The 12,927-nt window shown below is 68.0% G+C and carries 14 protein-coding genes; 4 read left to right on the top strand and 10 right to left on the bottom strand.

Features of this window, described 5'->3' with window-relative positions; genetic code table 11:
• Nucleotides 1-103: 103 nt before the first annotated feature.
• From AC3ANP_RS10135 to AC3ANP_RS10115, 5 genes are all read right to left on the bottom strand, one after another.
• A complete protein-coding gene (locus AC3ANP_RS10135) occupies nt 104-1,135 on the bottom strand; it encodes an NADP-dependent oxidoreductase (RefSeq protein WP_488330061.1) in 1,032 nt (343 codons plus the stop codon).
• Complete coding sequence (locus AC3ANP_RS10130; protein ID WP_488330060.1) at nt 1,132-1,563, bottom strand: organic hydroperoxide resistance protein; 432 nt, start codon at nt 1,561-1,563, stop codon at nt 1,132-1,134. Before AC3ANP_RS10130 ends, AC3ANP_RS10135 begins: the two co-directional genes overlap by 4 nt.
• A 51-nt stretch (nt 1,564-1,614) precedes the next feature.
• Nucleotides 1,615-2,007: a MarR family winged helix-turn-helix transcriptional regulator gene (locus AC3ANP_RS10125; RefSeq protein WP_488333016.1), complete on the bottom strand. Its 393-nt coding sequence runs from the start codon at nt 2,005-2,007 to the stop codon at nt 1,615-1,617.
• Nucleotides 2,008-2,197: 190 nt separating this feature from the next.
• Entirely contained in the window at nt 2,198-3,406 is a 1,209-nt protein-coding gene (locus AC3ANP_RS10120) for an amidohydrolase (RefSeq protein WP_488330059.1), read from the bottom strand.
• 97 nt (nt 3,407-3,503) lie between these two features.
• The gene (locus AC3ANP_RS10115; RefSeq protein ID WP_488330058.1) at nt 3,504-4,661 is read right to left on the bottom strand and encodes a mannose-1-phosphate guanylyltransferase; all 1,158 of its coding nucleotides are present in this window, start codon (nt 4,659-4,661) and stop codon (nt 3,504-3,506) included.
• A gap of 326 nt (nt 4,662-4,987) precedes the next feature.
• Between AC3ANP_RS10115 and sdhC the strand changes: the two genes are divergently transcribed.
• The 4 genes from sdhC to AC3ANP_RS10095 all read left to right on the top strand — a co-directional run bounded on the left by sdhC (nt 4,988) and on the right by AC3ANP_RS10095 (nt 8,521).
• Nucleotides 4,988-5,323 (top strand): succinate dehydrogenase, cytochrome b556 subunit, encoded by a 336-nt coding sequence (sdhC, locus tag AC3ANP_RS10110; protein ID WP_056740111.1) that lies wholly within the window; start codon nt 4,988-4,990, stop codon nt 5,321-5,323.
• A 3-nt stretch (nt 5,324-5,326) separates the two neighbouring features.
• Nucleotides 5,327-5,824 carry a succinate dehydrogenase hydrophobic membrane anchor subunit gene (locus tag AC3ANP_RS10105; RefSeq protein WP_488330057.1) on the top strand — a complete coding sequence of 166 codons (498 nt, stop codon included), beginning with the start codon at nt 5,327-5,329 and terminating at the stop codon, nt 5,822-5,824.
• Between the two features lie 113 nt (nt 5,825-5,937).
• Complete coding sequence (gene sdhA, locus AC3ANP_RS10100; protein WP_488330056.1) at nt 5,938-7,737, top strand: succinate dehydrogenase flavoprotein subunit; 1,800 nt, start codon at nt 5,938-5,940, stop codon at nt 7,735-7,737.
• A gap of 1 nt (nt 7,738) precedes the next feature.
• Nucleotides 7,739-8,521, top strand: coding sequence for a succinate dehydrogenase iron-sulfur subunit (locus tag AC3ANP_RS10095; RefSeq protein ID WP_488330055.1), 783 nt, complete (start codon nt 7,739-7,741; stop codon nt 8,519-8,521).
• Nucleotides 8,522-8,608: 87 nt separating this feature from the next.
• Here the strand turns inward: AC3ANP_RS10095 and AC3ANP_RS10090 are convergent, their stop codons facing one another.
• The 5 genes from AC3ANP_RS10090 to AC3ANP_RS10070 are packed head-to-tail and all read right to left on the bottom strand — an operon-like array spanning nt 8,609 to nt 12,860.
• Complete coding sequence (locus tag AC3ANP_RS10090) at nt 8,609-9,763, bottom strand: YihY/virulence factor BrkB family protein (RefSeq protein ID WP_488330054.1); 1,155 nt, start codon at nt 9,761-9,763, stop codon at nt 8,609-8,611.
• A complete protein-coding gene (locus tag AC3ANP_RS10085; RefSeq protein ID WP_488330053.1) occupies nt 9,717-10,379 on the bottom strand; it encodes a 2'-5' RNA ligase family protein in 663 nt (220 codons plus the stop codon). Before AC3ANP_RS10085 ends, AC3ANP_RS10090 begins: the two co-directional genes overlap by 47 nt.
• Before the next feature lie 4 nt (nt 10,380-10,383).
• On the bottom strand, nt 10,384-11,424 hold the full coding sequence (gene trpS / locus AC3ANP_RS10080) for a tryptophan--tRNA ligase (RefSeq protein WP_488330052.1): 1,041 nt from the start codon (nt 11,422-11,424) through the stop codon (nt 10,384-10,386).
• 19 nt (nt 11,425-11,443) lie between these two features.
• A complete protein-coding gene (locus tag AC3ANP_RS10075; protein ID WP_488330051.1) occupies nt 11,444-12,277 on the bottom strand; it encodes an exodeoxyribonuclease III in 834 nt (277 codons plus the stop codon).
• A 10-nt stretch (nt 12,278-12,287) separates the two neighbouring features.
• A complete protein-coding gene (locus tag AC3ANP_RS10070) occupies nt 12,288-12,860 on the bottom strand; it encodes a hypothetical protein (protein WP_488330050.1) in 573 nt (190 codons plus the stop codon).
• Between the last annotated feature and the right edge of the window lie 67 nt (nt 12,861-12,927).

Raw genomic sequence — 12,927 nt, 5'->3', positions numbered from 1 at the left:
CGGATGCAAGCCACTTTAGTGGGCGCGCACACGTCCAGTAACACAGTTCACACCCGTTTCCCGGATTGTTGAGAACTTGTTACCAACGCGGCGGCTCCGCCGGTCAGAGACGGACCAGCATCTTGCCGGTGTTGGCGCCGTCGAGCAGGTCCATGAAGGCCTGCGGTGCGTTTTCCAGGCCCTCCACGATCGTCTCGTCGTACCGGACCGTACCGTCGGCGAGCCAGGCGGCCATTTGTTCCGCGAACTCCGCCCGGTGCTGCCGCTGGCCGCCGACCAGGAAGCCGCGGAGCGTGAGTTGTTTGCCGATTGCTACCGCGAGGTTGCGGGGGGCCGCCGGCGCCTCGGTGGCGTTGTACTGCGCGATCGCCCCGCACATGGCGACGCGGCCGCCGACGTTGAGCACTGACAGTGCGGCTTCCAGGTGATCGCCGCCCACGTTGTCGAAATAGACGTCGATGCCCTGCTCCCCCGCCGCCTGCTGCAGCAGCTCGCGGACCGGCCCGTCGTGGTAGTTGAAGGCGGCGTCGAAGCCGAGTTCGAGCAGCCGCGCGACCTTCTGCGGGGTGCCGGCGCTGCCGATCACCCGGGAGGCGCCCTTGGCTTTGGCGATCTGCCCCACGAGTGAGCCGACAGCCCCGGCCGCGCCGGAGACGAACACCGCGTCGCCCGGCTTGAATTCCGCGACCTTGAGCAGTCCGGCGTAGGCCGTGAGGCCGGTCATTCCGAGTGCGCCCAGGAACGCCTGGGCGGGCGCCAGGTCGGTGCGGGCCGGCGTGGTGGCGGCTGCGTCGAGCACCGCGTACTCGCGCCAGCCCAGTTGGTGGACGACGGCGTCCCCTACCTTGCGCTCCGCGGACCGGGACGCGATTACCTCGCCCACGGCACCGCCGTCGAGCGCGGCATCCAGGGCAAACGGGGCGGAGTAGGACTTGGCGTCGTTCATCCGGCCGCGCATGTACGGGTCCACGGAGATGAAGCGGTTGCGGACCAGCACCTGGCCGTTCTGCAATTCGGGCAGCGGCGCCTCGACGAGCCGGAAGTTTTCCGGCACGGGGCGGCCGTGCGGCCGGGACGCGAGCTGGATTTCCCGGCCGCTGACCGGCAGGACGGTGTTGTCGTTGGTGTTGCTCATGCTGCCACTTCCAGGATCTTGAGGTCCACGGTGATGTTGCCGCGGGTGGCGTTGGAGTAGGGACAGATCTGGTGCGCCTTGGCCACCAGGTCCTCGGCGGTCTTCATGTCCACGCCGGGAAGGGCGATCTCCAGTTCGGCTGCCAGGCCGTACCCGGCGCCATCGGGCAGGGCGCCGAAATGGATCCTGGCGGCAACGGCCGAGTCCGTCATGTCGGCGCGTTCCCTGCGGCCCACAAGGCGCAGGGCCGAGTGGAAGCAGGCCGCGTAGCCCGCGGCGAACAGCTGCTCCGGGTTTGTTCCCTGGCCGTCGCCACCAAGCTCCACCGGGCTGGCCAGTGTGACGTTGAGCTTTCCGTCACTGCTTTGGGCGGTGCCGTCGCGGCCTTCGCCGGAGGCCAGGGCCTCCGCGGTGTAGAGGGTTTTCATGCTGGTCCGTCCTGTAGGAGGGTTGCGGTCGGGTGGGGCCCGCCTGCGGTGTCAGCGGCGGGAGTTCAGGGCGGCGGTGAGCCGGCCGAGCGTCTCGCGGAGCTGGTCGAGTTCGGCGGTCGTGAGTCCGGCCGCCTCGGCGAGTCGTTGCGGGATCCCGGCGGCCCGGGAGCTGAGGCCTGCCCCCTCGGCGGTGAGCAGCACCTCCACCCGCCGCTCATCCGCCGCGGAGCGGCGGCGTTCGACGAACCCCAGGGATTCGAGCCGCTTGAGCAGCGGCGACAACGTTCCGGAGTCCAGGCCCAGTTCCTCGCCCAGTTCACGCACGCCGCGCGGCTCCTGCTCCCAGAGCACCATCATCACGAGGTACTGGGGGTAGGTCAGGCCGAGCTCGTCAAGCATGGGCCGGTAGGCGGAGGTGGCCGCCCGGGACGCCGCGTACATCGCAAAGCAGACCTGCCGGTCGAGCCGGGGCGCGGCCGGCAGCGCGGTGTTCGGGCGGGAAGTTTCACTCACCCAAAAATCATAGCGTGCAATTCAATTGTGCACAACCAAACTATCGGAAGCTGCTCCGCCGGGCCATCGAAGCCGAGCCGCTGCGCCGCCGGGGAGGCCCGGCCGGCAGGGCCGCGGGTCAGGCGGCGCCGAGGTCGCGCAGGGTGCGCAGGGCTGCCGCGGTGAGCACCCGGATGCCGAGCCCGAGCGACCGCTCGTCCAGGATGTAGTCCCCGCGGTGCAGGTCATACTCCTCGCCGCCCGGGGTCTTGGTGCCAAGCCGCATCATGGCCCCCGGCAGGTCGGCCAGGAACCAGGCGAAGTCTTCGCCGCCCATGGACTGCGGGGTCAGCACCACCGAACTTTCACCGATCTCGGCCCGGGCGGCCGCCTCGATCAGCGCGGTTTCATGCTCGGAGTTCACCACCGGCGGCACGCCGCGGCTGTGCTCAAGGTGGACGTCCACGCCGTAGGGCGCCGCGATCTGCTGGACGACTTCGTCGAGGATCTGCCCGGCGCTGTGCCAGGCGTCCCGGTCCAGGCACCGCATGGTCCCGGCAAGGTAGCCGCCCGCGGGAATGGCGTTCGGGGCGGAACCGGCAGAAATCTGCCCCCACACCACGGAGACGCCGCTGCGGACATCCACCCGGCGGGACAGCACCGCCGGAACGTTGATGGCAATCTGGGCCAGCGCGAAGACGAGTTCCTCGGTCAGGTGCGGGCGGGAGGTGTGGCCGCCGCGGCCGGTGAGTTCAATCTTAATGGTGTCCGAGGCCGACGTGATGGCGCCGATCCGGGTGCCGACCTTGCCGACCTCGATCCTCGGATCACAGTGCAGCGCCAGGATCCGCGGCACTCCCTCGAGCACGCCCTGTTCGATGCAGGCATGGGCGCCGCCGGGCATGGTTTCCTCGGCCGGCTGGAAGATGATCCGGACCGTGCCGCCGAGCGGGGACGCTTCATGCATCCGTTGCAGGACCAGGGCGATGCCCAGCATGGTGGCGGTGTGGACGTCGTGCCCGCAGGCGTGCGTGACCCCGTGGTTCCTGGACGCGAACTCCAGCCCGGTCTCCTCGATGATGGGCAGGGCGTCGATATCGCCGCGCAGCGCGGTGGCTATCGGCCCTTCGCCTACGTCGACGGTCAGGCCGGTACCTTCGAGGCGGCGCGGCCGCAGCCCCGCGGCCTCCAGCCGCTGGGCGAGCTTCTCCGTGGTGCGGAACTCCTTGAACGACAGTTCGGGGTGCGCGTGAAGATCCCGCCGGAACGCGATCAGCTCCGGCAGCAGCGGCTCCAGCCACGGCCCCACCAGGGTCGTCGGTTCGGCTTCGGTAGTGTAGTTTCGCACCCCATTACTGTAGCGAGGGTCCGCAGGATAGCGGCATCGCGGTCGGCGCGTTACGGCGCCGGCGGGCGGGGTTGGAGGACGGGGTTAGAGGACGGGCTTAGAGGACGTCGGTGTCGCCGCTGGCCTTGAGCGCATCCACGGCGGCCTTGACCCGCTGGGAGTGCGCCTTTGTGGTCACCAGCAGCGCGTCCGGGGTGTCGACGATGACGACGTCCTTGATGCCGATCAGGGCGATCACGCGTTTGGTGTCGGTGACCACCACGCCGCTGGCGTTTTCGGTGAAGACGCGCGCGCCCTCACCGATCACGGTGACGTCGTCGACCTCTTTGGCACTGTTGAGCCGGCCCACGGAGGCGAAGTCCCCGACGTCGTCCCAGCGGAAGGTGCCGGGCACGACGGCGACGTCCCCGGCCGCGGCGGCGGGCTCGGCGACGGCGTAGTCGATGGCGATTTTGGGCAGGGTGGGCCAGACGCGGGCCGTGACCTCGTCGCGCAGCGGGGTGTCCCATGCCTTGGCGATCTCCTGCAGGCCGGCGAAGAGCTCCGGCTGGTTTGCTTCGAGGTGTTTGAGCATGAGCGAGACCGGGGCCACGAACATGCCGGCGTTCCAGACGTACTCGCCGCTGTCCAGGTACTGCTGGGCGACGTCCTCGCTCGGCTTTTCGACGAATTCCACCACCGTGTGGGCGCTCGGCGCACCCGTCACGCTGAGCTTGTCGCCGGCACGGATGTAGCCGAACCCGGTGGAGGGGTGCGTGGGCTTGATGCCGATGGTGACGATCTTGCCGGCGGCTGCGGTGTAGATGGCTTCCCGGACGGCGTCCTGGAACAGCCGGTCGGGGCTGATCACCTGGTCCGCGGCGAACGATCCCATGATGGTGTCCGGATCGCGTTCGTAGAGGATGGCGGCGGCGAGCCCGATGGCTGCGCCGGAATCCTTGGGCTCGCTCTCCAGCACGAGGTCCTGCTCCTGCACCTCGGGCAGCTGGCTGCAGACGGCCTCGCGGTGCGCGGCGCCGGTGACGACCAGCATCCGGCCGCCGCCGGCCAGCGGCTCCAGCCGGTCATAGGTGGCGCGCAGCAAGGTACTGCCGGACCCGGTGAGGTCGTGCAGGAACTTGGGGGCGGCGGCGCGGGAAAGCGGCCAAAGCCGGGTCCCTACTCCACCGGCGGGAATCACGGCGATGAACCGCTTAAGCGGGGAATCTGCCGCGGCGGCCTCCGGGCCGTTGCTGGTCACGTTGTCTGTACTCATCACGGCTACTTTAGCCGACCACCTGCCCGGGGCCCCGGCCAGGTGCCGAGCGGAGGCGGCGTCGGATCCGGGCCGGCGGCCCCGGCCCTACCTGCGATTGTGGCGTTTGTCTCAAAACCGTTTGAAATCCGCGCCGGGCGCCGTCACCATCACTTCGCTGAATTGAATAAGCTGTTAGCGAAGCCTAGATTTAGGCTTGAGCTTACGAGTGCTCTCGCAGCAGGCGTTCCCCCCGCGTGGATCCCATGCCAGCGCCGCTGTGTCGCAGGGAGGTTTATTCAGTGCCGACAAAACCAGCTGGCACCTTGTACCGCGGCCGTGAAGGCATGTGGTCTTGGGTTGGACACCGCGTTACCGGTGTAGTGATCTTTTTCTTCTTGTTGGTCCACGTGCTGGACACCTCATTGGTGCGTGTGTCCCCCGAGGCTTACACCGCCGTGATCGGTGCCTACAAGAACCCCCTTATGGCCCTGGGTGAAACGGGCCTCGTCGCAGCGATTGTTTTCCACGCCTTTAACGGCCTGCGGATCATCGCCGTCGACTTCTGGAAGAAGGGCGCCAAGTACCAGCGCCAGATGCTGTGGACGGTCCTGGCCCTCTGGGTGGTCGTCATGGTCGGCTTCTCCATCCGCCACCTGTCCCTCGCCCTCGGAGGTCACTAAGCCATGAGCGCAACGCAGATTCAGAGCCCACGTAGTGGACAAAACATCAGTGGCAAGGGCACCGGCGGCAAGATCGCCCCGCAGTACCGCCGCAGCGGTTCGTCCAAGGGCAACTTCGAAATGCTCGCGTGGCTGTTCATGCGGCTCTCCGGCGTCGTCCTGGTGGTGCTCATCTTCGGGCACCTGACGGTCAACCTGCTGGTGGGCGAAGGCATCCACGCCATCGACTTCGGCTTTGTCGCCGGCAAGTGGGCGGACCCGTTCTGGCAGGTCTGGGACCTGGCCATGCTGTGGCTCGCCATGCTGCACGGCACCAACGGTGTTCGCACCATCATCAACGACTACGCCGAACGGGACGCGACGCGTCTGTGGCTGAAGATCGTGCTCTACGCCGCCGCCGCGGCCATCGTCGTCCTGGGCACCCTGGTGATCTTCACCTTCAACCCGTGCCCCGTGGTGGACGGCGTGCAGCTGCCCGGCGGGTTCTGCCCCGCTCCGTAGCAAGGGAGCCCCCTGGGCGTCGGTCCCCGCCAGCGGGCGGGACCACGAGACTTCACTGCGCAGGCCTCGCCGGCGGTGTTTGACAGCGAATTTTGAGAGAAAGAGCATCTGGTATGCAGGTCCATAAGTACGACGTCGTCATTGTCGGCGCCGGTGGCGCTGGCATGCGCGCCGCGATTGAATCCGGTCAGCGCGCACGCACAGCAGTACTGACCAAGCTTTACCCCACGCGTTCCCACACCGGCGCGGCGCAGGGCGGCATGTGTGCTGCCCTGGCCAACGTCGAGGAAGACAACTGGGAATGGCACACCTTCGACACGGTTAAGGGCGGCGACTACCTGGTGGACCAGGACGCCGCCGAGGTGATGGCGAAGGAAGCGATCGACGCCGTCCTGGACCTGGAAAAGATGGGCCTGCCGTTCAACCGCACGCCCGAGGGCCGGATCGACCAGCGCCGCTTCGGCGGCCACACCCGCGACCACGGCAAGGCACCGGTCCGCCGCGCCTGCTACGCCGCGGACCGCACCGGCCACATGATCCTGCAGACCCTGTACCAAAACTGTGTCAAGCACAACGTGGAGTTCTACAACGAGTACTACGTCCTGGACCTGCTGACCGTCGAGGAAGACGCGGTCCGCGAGGACGGCACCGCCTACAAGCAGAAGCGCGTCGCCGGCGTCGTCTCCTACGACCTCGCCTCCGGCGAACTGCACGTGTTCCAGGCCAAGTCCGTGATCTTCGCCTCCGGCGGCGCGGGCAAGGTCTTCAAGACCACCTCCAACGCCCACACCCTGACCGGTGACGGCATGGGCATCGCCTTCCGCCGGGGCATCCCGCTGGAGGACATGGAGTTCTTCCAGTTCCACCCGACCGGCCTGGCCGGCCTGGGCATCCTGCTCTCCGAGGCAGCCCGCGGCGAGGGCGCCATCCTGCGCAACTCCGAGGGTGAACGCTTCATGGAGCGCTACGCCCCCACCATCAAGGACCTCGCCCCGCGCGACATCGTGGCCCGTTCGATGGCCAACGAGGTCCGCGAAGGCCGCGGCTGCGGGCCGAACAAGGACTACGTCCTGCTCGACCTGACGCACCTCGAGCCGGCCCACATCGACGCCAAGCTGCCGGACATCACCGAGTTCGCCCGCACCTACCTCGGTGTGGAACCGTACACGGAGCCCGTGCCGGTCTTCCCGACGGCGCACTACGCCATGGGCGGCATCCCCACCAACATCAGCGCCGAGGTCCTGCAGGACAACGACACCATCATCCCGGGCCTTTACGCCGCGGGCGAGGTGGCCTGCGTCTCCGTCCACGGCTCCAACCGCCTGGGCACCAACTCGCTGCTGGACATCAACGTCTTCGGCAAGCGGGCCGGCATCGCCGCCGCGGAGTACGCGAAGACCGCGGACTACGTCGAACTGCCCGCCGACCCCGAGGCCTACACGCTGGACCTGCTGGACCACGTCCGCACCTCCGAAGGCACCGAAAAGGTCGCCCAGATCCGCAAGGACCTGCAGGACACGATGGACGCCAACATGCAGGTGTTCCGCACCGCGGACACGCTGAACCAGGTCCTCACGGACATCGCGTCCTTCGAGGAGCGCTACCAGCGGATCAGCGTCCAGGACAAGGGCAAGCGCTTCAACCTGGACCTGCTGGAGGCCGTGGAACTGGGCTTCCTGCTGGAGCTCGCCAAGGTCATGACCGTGGCGGCCCTGCACCGCGAGGAATCCCGCGGCGGACACTTCCGCGAGGACTTCCCCGAGCGCGACGACGAAAATTTCATGAAGCACTCCATGGCGTACAAGGATGCCCACGCCCCGGCGGACGGCTCCGCCGAGGCAATCGCCGGCATCCGGCTTGCCACCAAACCGGTGGTCTTTACGCGTTACGAGCCGATGGTGAGGAAGTACTAAGATGACCGCTGAACTCGCTGAGCCAGCCTCCAAGATCGAACTGCCCGCCGGTGTCGGCGGCGGCGGCGAGATCCCGTCCTTCGACGTCACGCTGCGCGTGCGCCGCTACAACCCCGAGGTCTCCGACGAGTCCACCTGGGACGACTTCCACGTCACCATGTACGGCACCGACCGTGTCCTGGATGCCCTGCACAAGGTCAAGTGGGAACAGGACGGCAGCGTCTCGTTCCGCCGCTCCTGCGCCCACGGTGTCTGCGGTTCCGATGCCATGCGCATCAACGGCCGCAACCGCCTGGCCTGCAAGACGCTGCTCAAGGACCTGGACACGTCCAAGCCGATCACGGTTGAACCGATCAAGGGCCTGCCGGTGGAGAAGGACCTGATCGTGGACATGGAGCCGTTCTTCCAGTCCTTCCGTGAGGTCATGCCGTTCCTGATCAACAAGGGCCACGAGCCGACCCGTGAGCGCCTGCAGTCGGCCGAGGACCGCGAGCGGTTCGATGACACCACCAAGTGCATCCTCTGCGCCGCGTGCACCTCGTCCTGCCCGGTGTTTTGGACCGACGGCCAGTACTTCGGCCCCGCCGCGATCGTCAACGCGCACCGCTTCATCTTTGATTCCCGTGATGACGCCGGCGACATGCGCCTGGAGATCCTCAACGACAAGGAAGGCGTGTGGCGCTGCCGCACCACCTTCAACTGCACCGAAGCATGCCCCCGCGGCATCCAGGTGACGAAGGCGATCGCCGAGGTCAAGCAGGCCATCCTGGCCCGCAAGATCTAGCGGACTCCCCCACCGTTCCAACCACGGCGGCGCCCCCACCCTCCCGGTGGGGACGCCGCCGTCGTCGTTCCGCCCGCGCCGCCAGGATTATTTCGGCGTGGGCCGACCAGTACCTCGACGCCGGAAGGTAGCGACCGCCGACCCGCGCGGCTCGTGCGGCGGTACCGGCATCCTGCCCGGCTGGACCTGGCGGGCGCCCCAGCCTGCGGTCCCGGCGTCCGGGGCGGCCTTGAGGTCGCCGTCGCGGACCGCGGACCAGCCCGCGGAAACCAGGTAGACCTGGCTGACCAGGTTGAACCAGATCAGCAGGCCGATGATGATCGCGAACGGCGCCAGCAGCGGGTTCCGGCCGGCGCTGGCAAGCAACTGCGTGCTGAAGACCTGCAGCACCGTGGTGCCCACGGCCGCCAGGATGGTCCCCTCCAGCAGGGCCCGGCGGGCGAGCTTCAGCCCGGCCGCCACCCGAAACATGATCACCGCGGTGCCCCAGCCGAGCAGCAACGGCACCAGGACCGTGACCGACGCCGTCAACGGGCCCGCCAGCAGCGGATCGAGATGCAGCAGCCCGCTCACCCAGTCGGCTGCTGTTCCGAAGACGAGGGAGGCGGCGGCGCTGACCACCAGCGCCACGCCAAGCAGCACCAGCGTGCCGGCGTCGCGCAGCATCTGCAGGAGCGGGTTGATGCCGCGCGGCCCCAGCTGCATCATCCCCCGCACGCCGTCGCGCACGCCGCCAATCCAGCCCAGGGCGGTAAAGACGGTCACGGCACCGGCGATCACCGCGGTCCAGCCGAGGTTGGACGGGGTCAGCAGCTGGTGGGGATCAACCAGGCCCTGGCCGCCGTTGATTTTCAGGAGCCCGGGAGCCGTTTTGGCTACGCTCTTGATGATTTGGTCCAGGAGCACCGGCTGTCCGTTCAGGAACAGCCCGGCCAGGGAGAAGCCGGTGGCGAGCAGGCCGGTGATGGAGAAGAACATCCGGAAGCCGATGCCGGCGCTCAGCAGCGGCCCGTGCTGCAGGTTGTAGTGCTGGAAAGCGCGCAGCGGGCGGAAGGTGTTCAGCCGGGCCAGCAGCCAGGGCACCCTGGCCATCAGCGGCGCCGCTCCCCCGCCGGAGCGCCGCGCCTTGCCCCACTCGCGCCGTTTCCTGATCGCTTCCAGCCGCAACCCGGCCAGGTCGGTGGGAAGCGGAAGGTCAGCGGGTGTCTGCCGCGCCTCGGTGCTCGTCAGGTTCGGTGCCAAAGTGAAGCTCTTCCCGTAGCTGCCAAATGCCGTTGTCGTCGTGCTCGTAAAGTCCCATGCTAGCGACCGGGAAGCTGGCCCTGTAATCCCTCAGCGCCGTTTCGGCCTCGTCGAGGCTCTCCGGGGCGATGTCATGGGCCACCGTGACGTGCGGGTGGTAGGGGAAGGGCAGCTCGCGTTCCAGCGGCCCGGTCTGCAGCTGCCGGTGCAGGTTCACGCACTCGCCGAAGCCGGCTTCGACGTTGAGGAAGACCACCGGGGAGACCGGCCGGAACGATCCGGTGCCGGCGATCGTCACGGTGAACGGTTCCTGCCGGCTCGCGACCTGCCGGACCAGGCTGCGGGTGGCCTCCCAGTCCTGGGTCATGGTGGTGGTGACCAGGGTGATGTGGGCGGGCACCGTCGCGGCCAGCGGATCACCGAAGGAGGCCCGCCAGCGCCGCAGCTCATCGGCGACCTCCTGCGGGAATTTCAGGATGACGCCGACGCTGATGCCGTCGTCAGCGGTCTGCCCGTTGCCGGCCGCCGGGCGCTGGTGGGCGGCGGCGGAACCCTTCCGCGCGCTGTGGGCGGCGCGGCCGGTGTCGCCGGCGGTGACTCTGCTGACGGAGGACATCGCGCTAGCGGACTCCCGCCAAGCTGAGCGAGGGCAGGAAGCCCATCCGCTCGTAGACCCGGGCCAGGGTCACCGAGGCAATCTCGCGGGCCCGTTCCGCGCCCTGGGCCAGCAGCCTGTCCAGTTCGGCCGGGTCCGCCATCAGCTCGTTGGTGCGGTCCCGCAGCGGCGTGACGAAGTCGACCATCACCGCGGCGAGGTCGGTCTTGAGGTGGCCGTACATCTTGCCCTGGTACTCGGCTTCCAGCTCCGTCACCGGCTTGCCCGTCAGGGTCGAGTAGATGGTCAGCAGGTTGGAGATGCCCGGCTTCGCTTCAAGGTCGAAGCGGATCTCCGTCCCGGCGTCGGTCACGGCCGACTTGATCCGCTTCGCGGCGATCTTCGGGTCCTCGAGCAGCTGGATCGATCCGTTCGGCGACTCGCCGGTCTTTGACATCTTGGCGGACGGGTTCTGCAGGTCATAGATCTTGGCGCTGGCCTTGAGGATGGTCGCCTCCGGAACGGTGAAGGTGTCACCAAACCGGGTGTTGAAGCGCTGGGCCAGGTTGCGGGTCAGCTCAAGGTGCTGTCGCTGGTCCTCCCCCACCGGGACCAGGTCCGTCTGGTACAGCAGGATGTCGGCGGCCATCAGCGTCGGGTAGGCGAAAAGGCCCAGGGTGGCGGCCTCCGCGCCGGACTTCTGCGTCTTGTCCTTGAACTGGGTCATCCGGGACGCTTCGCCGAAGCCGGTGATGCAGTTCAGCGCCCACGCAAGCTGGGCGTGCTCCGGGACGTGCGACTGGACAAAGAAGATGCACTTGTCCGGGTCGATGCCCGCTGCAATGTACTGGGCCGCCACGACCCGGGTCCGCTTGGCCAGCTCGGCCGGTTCGAAGTCAACGGTGATGGCGTGCAGGTCCGGGATGAAGAACACGGCGTCGTATTCGGCCTGCATGTCCACCCAGTTGCGGACGGCGCCGATGTAGTTCCCCAGGTGCAGGGAGTCAGCGGTGGGCTTGGCGCCGGAGAGGATGCGCTTCTTGGCGGGAACGGTGCTGCTAGTCATGTTGCTGAAACCTTCGGGCTCAGAGCCGGTAGTCCACTACCAGCGGGGCGTGGTCGGAGAAGCGGGTATCCCAGGACGGCGCCCGGTCCACGACGGCGGAAAATGCGGCGGCGGCGAGGGCGGGGGTGGCCAGGTGGTAATCGATCCGCCAACCGGTGTCGTTGTCGAAGGCCTGTCCGCGCTGCGACCACCAGGTGTAGGGGCCATCGACCTCCCCGGCCAGGCCGCGGTGGACGTCCTTCCAGCCGATGTCCTCGCCGAAGAAGCGGTCGAAGTAGGCGCGTTCCGCGGGCAGGAAGCCGGCGCGTTTGACGTTGCCTTTCCAGTTCCGGATGTCCAGCTCGGTGTGGCCGACGTTCAGGTCCCCCACCACCAGCGCGTGGTCGCTGTGCTTGGTCAGCTCGGGCAGCCGGACGGTCATCGCGTCCAGGAACCGGAACTTGTCGTCCTGCTTCGGGGTGCCGGCCTCGCCGGAGTGGACGTAGGCGCTGGCCACGGTCAGCTGCGAGGCCACGCCCGCGGTGTCCCGGACAATGAAGTCTGCTTCCACCCAGCGGCCGGTGGTGGCGAAATAGTCATCGCCGATCCCGTCCCGGGTGCCGACGGGTTCGGTGCGGGAGGCGATGGCGACGCCGGCCCGGCCCTTGGCTTCCGCCTCGGCGTGCAGGATGTACCAGCCCGCGCCCAGCAGTTCCCGGACGATCGCGTCGGGTGCGCGGACCTCCTGGAGGCAGAGGATATCCACGTCGCGCGGGGCCAGCCACTCCGCCATGCCCTTCTTATAGGCGGCGCGGAGGCCGTTGACGTTTACCGATGCGACGCGAAGGTGGTCCTTCTCCAATGCCAAGCTCACCCGGTCCACTCTAGTCGATGATGGTTCCGCTGACCGGTTCGTCAGAGCCGCCCGGAGCCTTCATCATGTCCCGTGCGTTGGTGGCCGTGATCTCGATGGTTTCGAGCGCGCGGCGGATGGTCTCCGGGTCGGCGGCGTCGCCCTTGGCCCGTTCCTGTTCCACCACACGGACCTGCACCTGCACGATCTTGAACGAGTGGTCCAGCTTCATATCGCGGAGCTCATCGGCCTGGCCGCGGTCGGCGACCAGCCGGGTGCCGCCCTGGTCCGTGCTGCCGGCCATCGGGGCGCGGCCCACCGCGGAGTTGAAGGCGTTCTGCGCCTCGTTCAGCCTGGCGCCGGCCTTTTTCGCGGCACGCTGGATGCTGAACACGACGAAGGCGGCCAGCAGGAGCCAGAAGCCGGCGATGACAGCGACAACCCAGCCCACGACGTCGTTCTGGTTGGCGGCGAAGAGCACGGCCACCAGGAAAGCGATGATGAACACCGTCATCCCGAGTCCGCCGATCCGGAACATCGAGAATTTTCCGGTGGCGGCGCTGGACGCGGACGGCTGGGATGAAGGGTTGCCTAGGGATTGCATGAGCCCATTATCGCAAACCGGTCCGGGCCGGGACGGCGCTTCCACCCCGGGCGAACGGAGCCCCGGG

Source organism: Arthrobacter sp. JB02-1C, assembly GCF_057748045.1.
This window is presented reverse-complemented; position numbering and strand designations above follow the sequence as displayed.